This window comes from Paenibacillus sp. FSL H7-0714, assembly GCF_038003765.1.
Lineage (GTDB): Bacteria > Bacillota > Bacilli > Paenibacillales > Paenibacillaceae > Paenibacillus_AQ.
Genome location: NZ_JBBOPT010000001.1, coordinates 3,165,304 through 3,180,180, shown reverse-complemented (window position 1 = coordinate 3,180,180; position 14,877 = coordinate 3,165,304). Strand labels below are relative to the sequence as shown.

11 protein-coding genes are annotated in these 14,877 nt (G+C 40.3%); 1 reads left to right on the top strand and 10 read right to left on the bottom strand.

Annotated features, from left to right (window positions below; translation table 11 throughout):
• Positions 1-9: 9 nt before the first annotated feature.
• The 8 genes from NST34_RS14225 to NST34_RS14190 form a co-directional block, all read right to left on the bottom strand.
• Positions 10-2,595 (bottom strand): hypothetical protein, encoded by a 2,586-nt coding sequence (locus NST34_RS14225; protein WP_341128049.1) that lies wholly within the window; start codon positions 2,593-2,595, stop codon positions 10-12.
• Between the two features lie 136 nt (positions 2,596-2,731).
• Positions 2,732-4,066 carry a hypothetical protein gene (locus tag NST34_RS14220; RefSeq protein WP_341128048.1) on the bottom strand — a complete coding sequence of 445 codons (1,335 nt, stop codon included), beginning with the start codon at positions 4,064-4,066 and terminating at the stop codon, positions 2,732-2,734.
• Positions 4,063-5,151 carry a DUF58 domain-containing protein gene (locus NST34_RS14215; RefSeq protein ID WP_341128047.1) on the bottom strand — a complete coding sequence of 363 codons (1,089 nt, stop codon included), beginning with the start codon at positions 5,149-5,151 and terminating at the stop codon, positions 4,063-4,065. The genes NST34_RS14220 and NST34_RS14215 overlap by 4 nt, the downstream gene beginning before the upstream one ends.
• A 3-nt stretch (positions 5,152-5,154) precedes the next feature.
• A complete protein-coding gene (locus NST34_RS14210) occupies positions 5,155-6,132 on the bottom strand; it encodes an AAA family ATPase (RefSeq protein ID WP_076286434.1) in 978 nt (325 codons plus the stop codon).
• A 138-nt stretch (positions 6,133-6,270) separates the two neighbouring features.
• Positions 6,271-7,359, bottom strand: coding sequence for a GerAB/ArcD/ProY family transporter (locus NST34_RS14205; RefSeq protein ID WP_341128046.1), 1,089 nt, complete (start codon positions 7,357-7,359; stop codon positions 6,271-6,273).
• A gap of 21 nt (positions 7,360-7,380) precedes the next feature.
• The gene (locus NST34_RS14200) at positions 7,381-8,535 is read right to left on the bottom strand and encodes a Ger(x)C family spore germination protein (RefSeq protein WP_341128045.1); all 1,155 of its coding nucleotides are present in this window, start codon (positions 8,533-8,535) and stop codon (positions 7,381-7,383) included.
• Positions 8,532-9,974 carry a spore germination protein gene (locus tag NST34_RS14195; protein WP_341128044.1) on the bottom strand — a complete coding sequence of 481 codons (1,443 nt, stop codon included), beginning with the start codon at positions 9,972-9,974 and terminating at the stop codon, positions 8,532-8,534. Before NST34_RS14195 ends, NST34_RS14200 begins: the two co-directional genes overlap by 4 nt.
• Positions 9,975-10,133: 159 nt before the next feature.
• A complete protein-coding gene (locus NST34_RS14190; protein WP_076298929.1) occupies positions 10,134-10,994 on the bottom strand; it encodes a DUF421 domain-containing protein in 861 nt (286 codons plus the stop codon).
• A 208-nt stretch (positions 10,995-11,202) separates the two neighbouring features.
• On the opposite strand from NST34_RS14190, the gene NST34_RS14185 reads away from it, so the two are divergent.
• The gene (locus tag NST34_RS14185; RefSeq protein ID WP_036678243.1) at positions 11,203-11,409 is read left to right on the top strand and encodes a DUF1657 domain-containing protein; all 207 of its coding nucleotides are present in this window, start codon (positions 11,203-11,205) and stop codon (positions 11,407-11,409) included.
• A gap of 85 nt (positions 11,410-11,494) precedes the next feature.
• Here the strand turns inward: NST34_RS14185 and NST34_RS14180 are convergent, their stop codons facing one another.
• Together NST34_RS14180 and NST34_RS14175 are read right to left on the bottom strand one after the other, a co-directional pair.
• A complete protein-coding gene (locus tag NST34_RS14180; RefSeq protein WP_076286367.1) occupies positions 11,495-13,243 on the bottom strand; it encodes a sensor histidine kinase in 1,749 nt (582 codons plus the stop codon).
• Positions 13,244-13,259: 16 nt separating this feature from the next.
• Positions 13,260-14,846 (bottom strand): response regulator transcription factor, encoded by a 1,587-nt coding sequence (locus tag NST34_RS14175; RefSeq protein ID WP_042187852.1) that lies wholly within the window; start codon positions 14,844-14,846, stop codon positions 13,260-13,262.
• Positions 14,847-14,877 lie beyond the last annotated feature (31 nt).

Below are 14,877 nucleotides of genomic sequence, written 5' to 3'. Positions count from 1 at the left end.
TATGAATTCCTACTTCTCAGTTACTGTTCTATCAATCTTTATGCTATATGCCTGGCTGGCCAGCTCGATCCGTTCTCCTTGGAACTCATCATACAGTGTGATTCTGTAGGCGCCACCTGACAAGTTTTTATACATATTATTGGTAAATGTTGCAGTATAGGAGTTGTAATTCCCTTCAAGAAGTTCAGTACCGATGTTCAAGCTTCGTTCCTGTGATAGACCATATGGATCTGTCATTTTGAGCACCAGCTTATGAGTGAAGGTTCCCATGTCATAGGTACTGTCACGAAGTAAGTTGTAATTCATTACGATATCTATAGTGGTACTACCTTGCATCGATCGCCCTTCCGAACTCAGAACAGACATCGTGTACGGATATAGCGCAACCTTCGTCAAGTTATTCTCCGGTGGAGTAGAAACTGGATTTAGACTCAATGAAGCAATGTTAATGAATCCTGTTGGTTCCTGACCAGGTTCAGACAGCTTATTCCCAGTAATTCCTGGACCTAGATACATACTTACGTCTGATGGAATAACGGATTTAGGCAATTTTGCCCAGTACGTTATTAATTGCTTACCACCAGGTGTAGCTGAAGTATCTGGCTGATTCACTGTAGCTTCGAATAGCTGGCCATCTCCTGTTTTAAAGTAACCCTGAAGGCGAGCCATTTTGCTTTGTCTTTTTTCCTCACTGCTAAGCAGTAGCTCTGTATATACGATATTAGAATTGAGACCTTCATAAATAATTGTTTTGTTCTCTTGGACACTAGCGTTCTTGCCTTTACCGGTGATTGCATAACTTCCCCCACGTTCAATAGTCGCTACAGCATTCATCGTACTGTTCGTGCTAAGCGACAGGAACGAGCTCTTCTCTTCTTTTACCGTTGTAAAGAGGTTCACTTTTAATTTATCGAACTCTTGTGTGTAAGGGATTTTGGAAAATACATAGATTTCCGCATTTTTTCCTGGTGCAATCGTCGAGGTTTCCTTGTCCATAAACAGTTCTGTAGAGGAAGACACATCATCATTGTCTACTTGCACAGATCCTTTTAATTCTGGAAGTGTTAATGCCACCGATTGCGAATTCTTAATATTTATTCTAGCAACAACGATGTCATTATCTTTCCAAGGAAAGCGCTGTAAAGACAGCAAGTTATAAGTGAAAGAACCATATTCATTGGATGCACTATACTCCACGCCTTTTTGAATCTCAGGTCGTAATGTATAGGAAATTGTGTAGTAAGCAACAGGTACTGTCAGCTTGGCTGTATTGCCCGTACTTACATTATTCCCTTCAGATCCTGTTCCCTCACCTGTACTGCTCGTATCTGGATTAGCTGGAGCTGAAACAGCCTCTATCATTTGCAATTGCAGCGAACTCTGCTCAACCTCAAGCGGAATTTGTGCGGTAAGTGGAATGATTTTTTCTTCCAAAGGTTTTATGGTTAAGCCGCTCAATCCCTTCGCATTGATCGGAAAGGTTGTCCCTGTTGAAGATTTGACGGCAAGCTCATACGTTGGCAACGTAACGGCCGTCTTCCCAACATTTTTCACTCGAAGCTGGAAGGTCCAAATCCCTTTATTATTCTCAGCGTATACGTTTGCGTTGTTTAACTGAGTTTCTATCGGATTATTATTAATGGTGATTTTCTTGGTCACACCTTTACCTACCACCAAATTAGGTGTTGTAGCTGCCGGTAGCTTGTACGAGGATTTAGCGATCTCAAGCTTCAGTGCTTCATCTTTTTGCGTAAATTGCAGCTTCATATTATCCGTCTTCATATAAGGAGGAATCTCGGCAAGATAATAGATAGTCTTCTTCTCCTGCGGCTGAATCTTGTAACTAATCTGAGAACGATCAAGTGCTAATTCATACGAACTGCCACCTGCAGAGAGTAAATAAGCCGCATAACCAGGATCACTGAGTACCTTACTGCCCTTATTGGTCAGGCTTATACCCACCTTGGCATAAACTTTCCCATTATATTTATAGAGCTCCAAGGACTCACTTTTAGCGATGACAGGAATGTCATTCATTGTGGTGCTAACATTTTTTCCATTTACAGCAGTTGGGGAATAATTAGCTGGTACAGTAAAACTTCCTGCATGCTTTAAATAACCTTTGGTTTTGGAATCCCATACATACATGGGAATCTTAATCCCTTTTAACGAATTGGTCTTGCCTATGTTGACGTAATATGTAACCCGCAAGCTTTCTTTAGCACCAATCTTCTTCTTAGTCGCGTCAGCGCTCAGTGGGTTACCCGGAATAACCGAACCCCCTGGCGTCGTCACTCTCGAAAAATAATACATAAGGTTTGCGTTTTTACTGCTCCCATTCGAATAATTCAGGGTATAGGTTAAAATATTTCCACCAGGTTGTGACCAAATATTGACATCTTCTAATGTAGCTTTGATATTTGCTCCTAAAGAAATGGAACCCAGATTACTAGGGGGTGTTACTGTCGCCGCAGCTACAGCTGGATTGGTACGAACAGCATTAGCTGGTGCCGCTGAAACGGTATGGCCAGTCAGTTGACTGATGACAAAGGTACTTAATAGTAAAACAACATATGTACTGCTATGCTTTCTCATTTACTTCCCTCCACGAGTATTTTGCTAGAATTATTATAGTGGTAAGTACAAAACCAATTGTATCCATGTTGTAACACTTTTGAAGCGTTTGTAACCTATTTGTTCCTATTTGCATGAATTTGAAGAATATTCTATTCTATAATTTCAATTTATCTTTCAATGCAGCCACATCATTAGCAAGAGGTTTTTCTTCTCCATATCTAACTTTTTCATATAATTCAATCAATGAATTCGACGTATGAACCGTATGTTCTTCGCCCTTATGTTTAACCTTGTTAAGAGCAGTCCATTTTATAATATCGTCTTCTGTTTCCTTCGGCGTAAGATAACTCTTAACTTCATAACCATGATCGTGCTTCAAATGAAGCCAACGCCGATATAACCAACGAACACGCTCCGTTTCACTATTCATCTGCTCCCAGCGGTCTTTTCGATGTCTTGGCGTAAGGCGAGTACTCCAGAAATCCTTTAGACCTTGAAGCGTTTGTTCCCATGTAAATACACTTTTTTCCTCATCAAGATAAGTTGTATTGTCCTTTGGAGTATGTTCCCTGCGCAGCATGGATAGCAAGGCATCCATGGCTCTCTTTAATTTCCCACCAGCATTTCTATACAACCACCGAAGTCCATAATAAGCTGCAACGCCCAATAACACAGCTCCAGCAACATATAAAGCAACATCTAATATAGCAGCTAGTAGACCAGGCTTTTCATCTCCAACAAAAGGTAGTTCCGGACTCACTTGAGGCTGTTCTACTGGCGGAGGTAGCGGCTCACTTGACCCAGAGAATAAATTACTAATCCATCCGAAGAACGAGCGTACCATATTCCATAGCAGTGTCCCTATAGCTTTTCCGACTCCTGCCGCTAACACGGCCGCAACAATTCCTATTCCAATGACATAAATACGGTTATTCCTTTGTAATCCTTTTGGCAAAGCTTTGCCCTCTTGAGAAAGCGAACTATATTGTAAATAGCTACTATTAGAAATAAATAATGTGAGCAATAGACACAAACTACCGCACCAGGTCAGTAGTGTAACACTTTCCTCCAAATCGGGAATTCTCCCAAAAACAATGGTCGCAACAAAATAGATTACAATACCTATCCAATACTTCTTACTGGACTGATCTCGAGAGTCAGCAGTCATTCCGAGAAAAGAGCATATAAAACCTACGACACCTAAAGGCAGACTCTCGATAGACAGACTTCCTGCTGACAAAGCCCCAACCACCGTCCCAAGGATTAGAGCAGCCAGCAGTTGCTTCCATCTAACACTACACTGTTTTCGTAACAGAATACCTACTAATGATATTAGTGGTATGGCAGTCAGCCACATAGGTTCAACTTGCTTGGGCAGTACATAAACCTGAAACAGAATCCATACAGGTAAAACTAATAATAGTTCTAGGATAGAGTATATCCAGAGTTTGACCGTATTCCATACGTAACCAGATAACGGAAGTTTCATGCGCTCTCTCCTCCCTGTTCCGGAATATCCAGCCATTCTATACCATTGCCCAACACCAATAGGAGGTCAGCAGCCTCTTGTAATTCTGCTCCTCTATGACAGCTAATGATCAGAAAGTCTGTATCACTTATTCCGCTCTCGGCCTGCAGGGCTAGCAATCGACTCATAGGAAGCGTTCTGTCTAGCTCCAGTTTTGCTAACAGCTCTAGCAAGTCTTCCAGCTCAGCCATAGGTTTTGCTTCAACAGGATCTCTTTCGCCCCCGTTATCCAATCTGCCGTTACAGATAAATCCCGTCTCAATTCCATGGCGCATGGCGTATTCGGCGATAGTGGCTGCATACCTTATCCCTTGCTCGATACGTTCCACATCCGTTACCGCTCTCCACATGGAATCACTGTCCTCTATATTCAAACAAATGACGAGTCTGGAATCCGCAGTGTAGTCTTTCTTATGTACCTGCATAGTCCCTGTGCGCGCTGTAGCCTTCCAGTTTATAAGTCCCATAGAATCTCCTGAGCTATACTCGCGAATACCTGCAGTCAGGAAAGGATCTTCTACGATCCACCTTTTCACTGGAAGTTCACCCAGCCAGCTATGTATCGGTAGCGGAAGATCGTCTAGATTCAGCAAATTAGGATAGACTAATAACTCTAATTGGAGAGGATACGTTTTATTTTTCCGGATCAATCCAAAGGGATCTCCAGTGGTCATGGTGACTGACTCCAAACGGTATATCCCACGCCGTTCGCAAGTTACTTGATGACGCCGTTTAATATGACGGTAAGATTTAAGAAAGAACAAGCTGATATGATTCTGGTAGATTTCACCCGTGCTAATGCCGAGATTATCTTGACTTCCAAATTCCAAGCCTCTGGCAATACTAGATTCCAGTCGAAGCCATGGTAATGGCAGAAGTTTCGCGTTAACGATCTCCTCGATCATCTCAAGTTGATCCCCTTCATAAGCGAGCTTAGTTGAAAAATACCGAGTATAACTAAGCGCTTTCAGACCATTCCGTTCATAGATAACGGCAAGAAGGAACAGGAGAGCTACTGTAATGAAAATGAACCAAGGCAAAGCCATAGCTCATTCCACCTTTCCGCCTCTTAAGGACGCAACGAGTTCAGTCGGCACCTCTACCTCACGAAGCACTTGTAACACAATTTCCGCGGCCTGTCCCTCTTTTGAACCCAATCCACGATGAAGAAGTAGACGATGTGCAAGCACCGGAACAGCTACGGCTTTAATATCATCTGGTGTAACGTAAGATCTACCTTGGATTAGAGCATATCCTTGAGATGATCTGAGCAATGCTCCACTTGCACGTGGACTCGCCCCTAGTTTTACTGCCGTAGATTTGCGAGTAGCTTCCGTAATCCGAACGATATACGCTAGCAAATCATCACTAATACTCACGGAAGCGGCCAAACGCTGCGCAGCTTGTATATCTTGAGCGGCAGCCACAGCAAAAGACTCTTCAAGTGGATTATTCTCACGAAAACGCTGCAAAATATGAATCCCTTCGTCAAATGAAGGATAACCCGTAGTAATCCGCATCAGAAATCTATCTAATTGAGCTTCAGGCAACGGAAAAGTGCCTTGGTTATCAATCGGATTCTGAGTAGCAATAACGAGAAAAGGTGCTTCTAGGCCATGAGTCACACCATCGATCGTGATTTGCCGCTCCTCCATACATTCCAGCAGACTGGATTGTGTTCTGGGTGTTGCACGGTTAATTTCATCAGCCAACAAAATATTCGCAAATACTGGACCTGGTCTAAACTGAAATTCACCTGTCTTTTGATTATAAAAATTAATCCCGCTTAAATCAGAAGGCAACAAGTCTGGTGTAAATTGAATACGCTTAAATGTACAATCTAAAGATTTTGCAAGGACTTTGGCTAACAAGGTTTTACCTGTACCCGGAACATCTTCCAGCAGAACATGGCCATTGGCAAGTAATGCGGTTAATAGCAGGTCTACTCCATCCTCTTTTCCAACGATAACTTTAGCTAGATTGGTTCTAATAGATTTGATGAGTTCAGTAACTTCTTGAAGATTCATGTAAATACACCATCCAATCTGGGAAATTAATGTAATAAGTCCTTTCATCATAACAGAAAGCGTATCCAATATATAATTCACAAGAAAAGGCTCTGCCCATTAAAAAGACAGAACCTAGATTTCCCCTCTTAATTTCATTTACTTCGCAGTTTTGTTCCGAAATCGAAAGAAAGCTGTGATGGCGTAATAGATCGGGATGCTTTCAACGATTAGCCAAATAACGGCAATAGCATAGCTATTATAGTGTTTATAATAACTGCCTATGTGTCGTGAATACAAAAAAGCTATCGTGATTGAAGCTAATGTTAAGAAAGGAATATACATTTTTCTAGCTTTTGTATTAAACAAGCTGGATACACATCTAGAGGCTATGTAGATAAGGAATGAGCTGTGAATGAACATAGAAGACGACCATAATCCAATTATGAGCGGATCCGAATTGCCTAGTAAATTTTCTTGTTTGGAGCTGCGTACCAATTCAAGGAAAGGATATTGCAGTTTCTGACCCAAATGGGGTCCAAAACTCATCATCGTCAGTGACCAACCAATGAAGACAGTTACCATGAGAAAAATTCCAGTGAACACCAATCTCTTCAACATCTTTGCTTCAAGTTTCAGATCGGGCACCACAAACAAGAGAACAATCCATTCTCCAAACCATGACATGGCTACAATAGAGTCCTTCAGCGCAATTCCGGGATCATGATAATGAATGAAGGCGGGTAGCATATTGAAGTCCGCATTCGGGAGAAATAAATTAAATAAAATGATCATTGTAATAAAAAAAATAATAAAAAGTCCATCCGCCATATACGCCATCGTTGTAAAGCCTAAACTAGCCGTATACATAATCACTAGCCCAATTACACACTGAATAAACAGAGGTGGAGTTCCTCTCAGATAATTAGAACCAAAGAATAGCACAAAGTTCTCAATATCAGTGGATGCATAATAAACACACCAGCATAAGAGCAAAAGAAGCATGAACTTGTGTGGCCATTTACCTATGATATCTTTTCCAAAGCTTGCCCATGCTTGATTAGGCCGCAACATACCGACGTGGAAAGTAAACCATAATAATATCAACCCTAATAAAGATCCCACTAATAATGCAATCCAGCCTTGATAGGATGAAGTGGCAATTAGATTCGGAATCAAAAAAATAGTGGTTTGGGAGTTGAAAAAAATAATAAAAAAACGGAAAAGCTGCCATTTCGATGTTCGCATAACTTCTCCCTCTAAATGTTTTTATTTTGCTGTTCCATAATCTACAATATGAAAATCTGTCTTTACCTTAATATCAGCTTCATGGGCATAATAATTCTCCCACCGCTCTCGAATCTGCTTCCATAGCTTTGGATCGTTCCATTCCAGTAACAATCCGAGTTGCAGAACATCGGCACCTGCTTTTTGGGTATTACGAATGGCTTCGGTAAGATTATCAGAAACTTTCTCTTTAAGCTTCGCAATGATAATTTGGCTGAGTTCTTCTTCATCTCTATTCTTAGGATCCCTTAAATAAATAACACTAGCTTTCCCCTTTAAATTCACTGTGAACACAGGTCCTTTAACCGTTTGCTTTAACTTCTTTGATGATGTTGTGCTTACAAATATAACACTTGCGGCACTTTGTCCCTTATCCCAATCGACGGAATAAACTGCCAACTTAAGACTGCCTAACGCCCAAGCTAATGCCCTTCCCTCTTTAAGCTTAAGTATTCCTTTCATCTTATCTTTTTGAAACAGCATTGCCCCTTGGATTCCTGCCCAGAATTCCGGATTTCCATCTTTCGATATTTCTTCTTTTTTACCAAATGAAAGATTGTTTATAGCAAATCCAACACCGGATGCCTCTGCATACAGGCAATCCTTAATCGTAGTTGAAAACAAATATCTCTCTGATCCAAAGTTCCTTAGTACATCCGAGGGTATTTGCTCGTAAATAGGTGTTAAAGTATTCATCTCCTTTGCACTTCCCGGACTAGCCATAACAAAAGCACCTAGAGGAAGACTTGGTTCTCTTTCAATCCATAATAGTAGTTCGCTGATTCCTTGTTCAGCAAAGGTCTTCCCTAAGACAATTACTTTTAATTGAGCAAGACTAAGCTGACGTGTTAAGTCTTTTTGAATTAACAGCATAGCATCTGCAATCGTTCCTGCAGTCTTAGAAACGGTAGAATAAGTATTACCGTCTCCTCCACCGCCACTTGAAGGTTGTCCAGCTGCGTTAAGACGATTGGGCAAGGGTGAATTAATCGTAATTTCAACAGTCCCTGGTTCTTTGCCTTTATCGATAAACATTCCGTATACAAATGTTAGTTCATCCAGCTCAACCTTCGACGACCAACAACCTGTTATATTTAGGAGCAAGATTATAATCACTCCTATCTTCAGGATTCTCATTTCTCTTTCTGTCTCCTTTTATTCCTATCTGTATAGAGGTTGCTGCGTTTCTTCATAAAGTTCGAGGGGAAGCGCGCTAATGTATCCTTCCAGTCCTGTAACACAAGTGGGGCAACGGGTTGCAAATATGGAGCACCTAACGGTCTTAAGTTTGCTAAATGTCCGTAAATCAAAAAAGCTGTAATATATACCCCGAGCAGCCCCATTGTTCCCCCCATAACCAATAACGGGAAACGAAGTAGCCGGAAAGTAAGACCTAGCTCATAATGAGGAATGATATAGGTGGCAATTCCGGTAATAGAAACAACAATAACCATTGGAGCAGATACAATTCCTGCTTGGACCGCAGCCTGACCAATAACGATACCCCCAATTATTGAAACCGTCTGTCCTACAGGCTTTGGAATTCTAGTCCCAGCTTCTCTAAGCGCTTCAAAGGTAAGCTCCATAATTAAAGCCTCGGTAAGCGCTGAGAAAGGAATGTTCTCTCTCGCAGAAGCAATTGTAATTAACAGGTTTGGTGGAATGATTTGAGGATGAAAGGTTGTAATCGCTACATAAAGTGATGGAAGAATCATGGATATGATTGAGAACAGAAATCTAACAATACGAATCCAGCTTGCTGCATAAAAGCTTTGGTAATAATCCTCAGAGGATTGCAGCATGGTGAAAAAAGATGTCGGAGCGAGCATTGCAGTAGGTGTGCCATCTTGTAAGATTCCGATTCGGCCTTCCATTAAAGAAGCTGCCACCGAATCAGGACGTTCTGTATATTGAAATAACGGAAATGGCGTGAGGTTACCGTCCCTTAAATATTCTGATATATAACTAATCCCTAGTATTCCGTCAATATCTATTTCATTTAACTTCTGCTTTATCTCAGCAAGAACTTCTTTTTTGTAAAGTCCTTCAATGTAGACCACATACACATCAGTTTTTGTATATTTACCAATCGAATAATGAATGGTTTTTAGATCCGGATGTTTAATTTTATGTCGAATCAAAGAGAGATTCGTTTCAATATCTTCAATGAAAGCCTCTTGAGGACCAATCACTACAAGTTCGTTTTGTGATTCGGTCACTGATCTTTTTTGATATTGGGTAATTTCAAAATAATAAACATAAGGAAGATCCTCTATACAAAGCACTACTTTTCCAGCAACGATCATATCTACAATCTTCTGTAAATCAAATGCCTTGAGATATTGGATAGGAAAAACAATTCCTTGATCTAACCGTTCTAAAAAATTCGGCCATTCCAGCTTTGCTTCTGCTTCTGTTTTTAGTGGCAAAGCAATACTTTCATGAAGTGTCTTAGAATCGATGATGGAAGGTATATAGATCAAAAGACAGGTATGCCCATGAACAGAAATGGATTGATACACCGCATCACTGCATCCCTCCAGTTGATCTTTAATGGTTTCTAAAATTCCTGACATAGGCTGTATACCTCCTGGGTTGTGACTTGCGAATCTGGCTTAGTTTGCCAATTGTTTACGAGGTTTATACTTCATACTCCATTTAGCTGTATACGAAAAAAAGAACCGATGCGAAAAACCGGTTCTTTCTTGCTTTTAGGTATGAGGTTTGTTAGTACATCAACTTTGGATTAAAGGCTTTAGCACTTTCAAAGATGCTTGCAATTGCTCTGAGCATTGTTCATACATTTTTTTAGCTTTTTCATTTTCTGTCGACAAACTGAACATTTCCAGATCAGCTTCACATTTTTTGAGCAAAGCATATAATTGTGGTTTGTCTTGTGGCTGTGGAACTTTAAAGTTGTCGGCATACAAATCGACCGTTAGCTCACCGTAAGAATCAACTTGAGCGAGAAATACATTCTCGACGGTTAGCCCCATTTTCTCTAGCGCTCCATCAAGCCAGCTGCGAGTCAGATTTAAGGTATCTAACGGTTTATCTAATACTTTCCCATCCATAATGACGGCTTGTGACTCTTTCTGTGGGGCAACCTTCACACCCAGGTCTTTTGCCGATAGAGGGAGATACTCCTTCTTAAGCAGAATATTAATCGCTCCATCAGACTCCATAATCGCAAATTCCACTTCAGATATATTGAATACATCCTTTTTACGTAGCTCTTCCAATAATTCATCTGTTGTTAAACGTTCCTTTTTCATATGATCTTCGAGTATTTTCCCGTCCTTTATAAGAACGGTGGACTTAAAGTCAATGAAGTCTCTTGCTTTTTTACTCTTCATCTGAAGCCATTCAATTCCTAAAGAACAAGCGACCCATACAATCAGCGCAATGAGTCCTAAATGCCAATACTTATCCGTATCCAAAGAAATATAGGCGGCTAAGCTGCCGACGGTTATCCCCGTAATATACTCGAAGAACGAAAGCTGCGATACTTGTCTCTTCCCCAGTAATTTAGTTAAAAAGAAAAGCACAACCACAGCAAAGAGTGTTCGTACTACAACCTCCAACCACTCCGGCATCACAATTTTCCTCCTTTTTTAAATCAACACTTGTTTAGTAACACTCATTATTTGTCAAAAAAGGTCCATTCAATCCTCAATTAGGCTACTTATTTATGGAAATCGGTAAACGTGTAAAGCTTGTATTTTTTTCCTGCATAACTAAAGTAACGGTTGAGGACAATAGGAAACGTCATGCTAGAAACTTAAAACAGAGGAGAGAAACCTAATGACAGTAGCCTCACAAGTTAAAACATGTTTATCTTCTTTAAAAGGCGCTCAAGCGAGCTTGGAGCAATTTGCACTTGAAACACAAAACGAAAGTGCAAAAACTTTATTCACAAATGCAGCTGAGCAAACACAACAAATCGTTACACAGGTTGAAAATCGGGTAACTGAATTAGAGTCAGAAGAACCTCAATACAAAGGTTTCTAACTTTCACTTGAATAATCAAAGGGGTCATTAAGCTAGCGATAACTAGCTTAATGACCCCTTCTTTATATCATCACTGCAATACCGCTTACTTTCTTTTTTTGGCAGGAATCAGGATCTGAACCGATGTTCCAATTCCCACACGACTAAAAATACTTACGCCATACTCAGGTCCATATTGCAGTTTAATCCGTTGATCCACATTACGGACGCCATAACCTGTATTTGTATGTCCCTTAGAATCAAAAATTTGATCAATACGCTCTTGTCTGATGCCTATACCATCGTCAATGATACGGAAGAGAATATTATCGCCTTCCTTACGTCCTACAATCCGTAAATGAATGTGATCGCCGCACCAAGCATGCTTCAGCACGTTCTCTATAAAGGGTTGTAGAATCAGTTTAATGGTTTCATAAGGCCAGATCTCTGTATCAAAATCAAACATAACCTCCAAGCGATCACCATATTTAATTTTCTGGATTTCTAAATAGGCGTTTGCTTGCTCAATTTCAGTTGGAACCGGAATCATCGTACGGCCTTCATTAAGCGTTAAACGATAAAACTTCGCTAATTCCAGTACCATCTTCTGCAGCTTCTCATTTTGACCAAACTTCGCTAATTGAATAATAGACGACAAAGTATTGTACAGGAAATGTGGGTTGATTTGCGATTGTAGGATTTCAAGCTCCGCTTCCTTCTTCTGGAGCTGAGTCAGATATACCTCTTTAATCAACATATCAATATTTTCACCCATATCATTCAGCGCGGTTGCTATCTGAGAGAATTCATCCTTCCCTCGATATTTTATACGTTTGTGAAGATCGCCTTCCCGATAGGCATTAAGCACATATACGAACTTATTAATCCGAATCGAAAAATAACGGGATATAAATATGCCTACAAAGCTAAAAACCACACAGCATATGAGACACATTAAAATAATAAACAAACGTACCTTCATTGCATCCTTTTCAAGGATTGCAATCGGAACAAGCGCGATTAATTGCCATGCTTGGTTAGCAACCATAATCGTTTCTTTAATCGTCAGGTAATCCTTATTTAGTTCGGCTTCATTAGTATAGTTCTCCGGTAGTTCACCCGATTGATACATCGTTCTTCCAAATTCGTTCTTTATAATTAAATTACTTCCTTTTCCTATCTTCGTATAATTGACACTGTCAAATAGATCTGGAATCCTTACATTAATCCGCAGGAATCCTATCTCTTTAGGCTTAAGAGGCTCGTATGTATCAATTAGTCTACGGAGCAACGAGATACGATTATTCTCTACATCGCTCTCGATCTGCCACCATTTCATAGTTTCAGCGTATTTTTCAGTTGGAAAATCATAATACCAGGACTTACCTTCAATCCGTTTCATGTGGTAGAGATGATAAAAGCTACTATTGTCCAAATAGCCCTCAAGTGAATTCGAATAGATCTCAGGGATCGATTCATTTTTTAAGAATAGCGACATCCCTATCTTCACACCTGTAGATTGAATAGCTACGTCAAGCTTCGGTAGCACCTTCTTAGACATCCGATCGTAATTTTCCCAGCCTTCCTCATAACTCCGAAGATTCCGATAAAAATCAAAATCACTGTATAATTGCGTTGATATTCGAGTAACTTCGTCCATTTTATAATCAATATTGTCACGAATCTGCAATAACGTTCCTTTAATATTCGTATTGATATGTTCGCGTAATGAATCATTATACATGGAATGAGAGACGAACCCTATCAAGGATATAGGGATAATAATAAAAAACATATACGTCAGCATTAACTTATACCCAATCGGCACATACTTATGTCTTCTTCGTATTTTCATAGAACATCATCCCCCATCACTTGTCGCGCTTACGATACTCCATAGGTGTCATACCATAAGCCTCTTTGAACTGTCTGCTGAAATAAGGGAGATACCGATAGCCTACCTTGCTAGCTATTTCATAGATTTTGCAGGTCGGATCTTTTAAAAGCTTGCCTGCTTGATCCATTCGAAGCTGTGTAAGTACTTCACTGAACGTTTTCCCTGTTTCTTCTTTGAATAGATAGCCCAAATAGTTAGGGGAGAAAGAGAACTGCTGCGCAATATCTTTAAGCGTAAAGTTATCGCTCATTCTGTCCTGCATCGTTTGGATGATTTCTCTAATCAATTTATGGTTCACTGAATCTGATTTACTACGCAGGTACTCGGAGATCTCAAACGTTTTGAGTACGAGCCACGAACGAATATCACTGATCGTATCGAATTGGTGTAGAACATCTAAACTATGTATTTCCATACCTAAAATTTCAAATAAATCCTCACTAACATCCTTTAACTGCTGATCCAGCTTCCAAATGATATACATTGCCAGATTATGAATCGTGAATTTGGATCTTAAACTACTTACAGAGCGGAATAACTTGTCGATCTCATCATAAATAAGTACTAACTCATACTCTTTCACCGCTTTAAACAACGTATCCATACGGGTATCTAACATACGAGCATCGATCATCCCTGGTTCACTGCTAACGGTCTCATACATTATAAGATTGCCTTTGCCAATAAACATTTTTCCGTCCACAGCTTCCATAGCTTGTCGATAGGAGATATGAATCTGTTCCATAGAAAATGTTGGTTTGCCTACACCTACAGTCATTGTGACTGGAAACTTCGCACGAATCGAGGCGTAAATATCCTCAGTGAACTTTTCCATTTCCTGCTCGTTAATCAATAATGCAATCCGATAGGACGATACCTTGTAGCAATGTGGCATTCCGTGCTTCTGACCTATTCTATTCACTTCATAAAGGAAGTCCTTGGCCATTTGATGTTTAGATAGATTATCCTGTCCTTGAAGCCAGTTGAAGTAGTCAAGCTCCAAGACAGCTACACGAACAGGCCAATTCAGCTTATCCAGACCGTATGACTTCACAAGCGATAACATTCCGGCCTGGCTACCCTCTTCCCCTTCCCATTCCCCTTCGAATAAGCGTATCAACAAATCATTTTTGGCCATTGGAATCATATGCTGATAGGCTTCTTCAACATCACGGCGTTTACGTTCATCGTCTAAATCCTGCCTTACTTTCTGAAGTGCAGCAATGAGTTCACTATCATCCATTGGCTTAAGGACGTAGCTATACGCCTTTAGTGACAGTGCTTGCTTAACATAGCTAAAATCTTGGTAACCGCTTACAAATATCACGCGTATATCCTTTTTTTTCTCTATGGCAATTCGAGCCAGCTCAAGGCCCGACATATTCGGCATATTCACATCGCTTACGATAATATCAATAACATGCTGATCTAAAATATCGCACGCGGTAAACGCGTTATTTGCTGCCTCCACAACTTCCATACCAAGCTCATTCCAAGGAATAAATTGTCTCATACCTTCTAGATCCAGCATCTCATCGTCTACTAATAATACGTTGTACATCAACAAGTCCCCCTTTGAAATGCATAAATCT

Excerpts from the sequence above, each read along its gene's own strand:
- NST34_RS14205 (WP_341128046.1), bottom strand. The coding sequence starts at position 7,359 with ATGCGAACATCGAAATGGCAGCTTTTCCGTTTTTTTATTATTTTTTTC.
- NST34_RS14200 (WP_341128045.1), bottom strand. The coding sequence starts at position 8,535 with ATGAGAATCCTGAAGATAGGAGTGATTATAATCTTGCTCCTAAATATA.
- NST34_RS14210 (WP_076286434.1), bottom strand. The coding sequence starts at position 6,132 with ATGAATCTTCAAGAAGTTACTGAACTCATCAAATCTATTAGAACCAAT.
- NST34_RS14215 (WP_341128047.1), bottom strand. The coding sequence starts at position 5,151 with ATGGCTTTGCCTTGGTTCATTTTCATTACAGTAGCTCTCCTGTTCCTT.
- NST34_RS14220 (WP_341128048.1), bottom strand. The coding sequence starts at position 4,066 with ATGAAACTTCCGTTATCTGGTTACGTATGGAATACGGTCAAACTCTGG.
- NST34_RS14175 (WP_042187852.1), bottom strand. The coding sequence starts at position 14,846 with ATGTACAACGTATTATTAGTAGACGATGAGATGCTGGATCTAGAAGGT.
- NST34_RS14180 (WP_076286367.1), bottom strand. The coding sequence starts at position 13,243 with ATGAAAATACGAAGAAGACATAAGTATGTGCCGATTGGGTATAAGTTA.
- NST34_RS14195 (WP_341128044.1), bottom strand. The coding sequence starts at position 9,974 with ATGTCAGGAATTTTAGAAACCATTAAAGATCAACTGGAGGGATGCAGT.
- NST34_RS14185 (WP_036678243.1), top strand. The coding sequence starts at position 11,203 with ATGACAGTAGCCTCACAAGTTAAAACATGTTTATCTTCTTTAAAAGGC.
- NST34_RS14225 (WP_341128049.1), bottom strand. The coding sequence starts at position 2,595 with ATGAGAAAGCATAGCAGTACATATGTTGTTTTACTATTAAGTACCTTT.
- NST34_RS14190 (WP_076298929.1), bottom strand. The coding sequence starts at position 10,994 with ATGCCGGAGTGGTTGGAGGTTGTAGTACGAACACTCTTTGCTGTGGTT.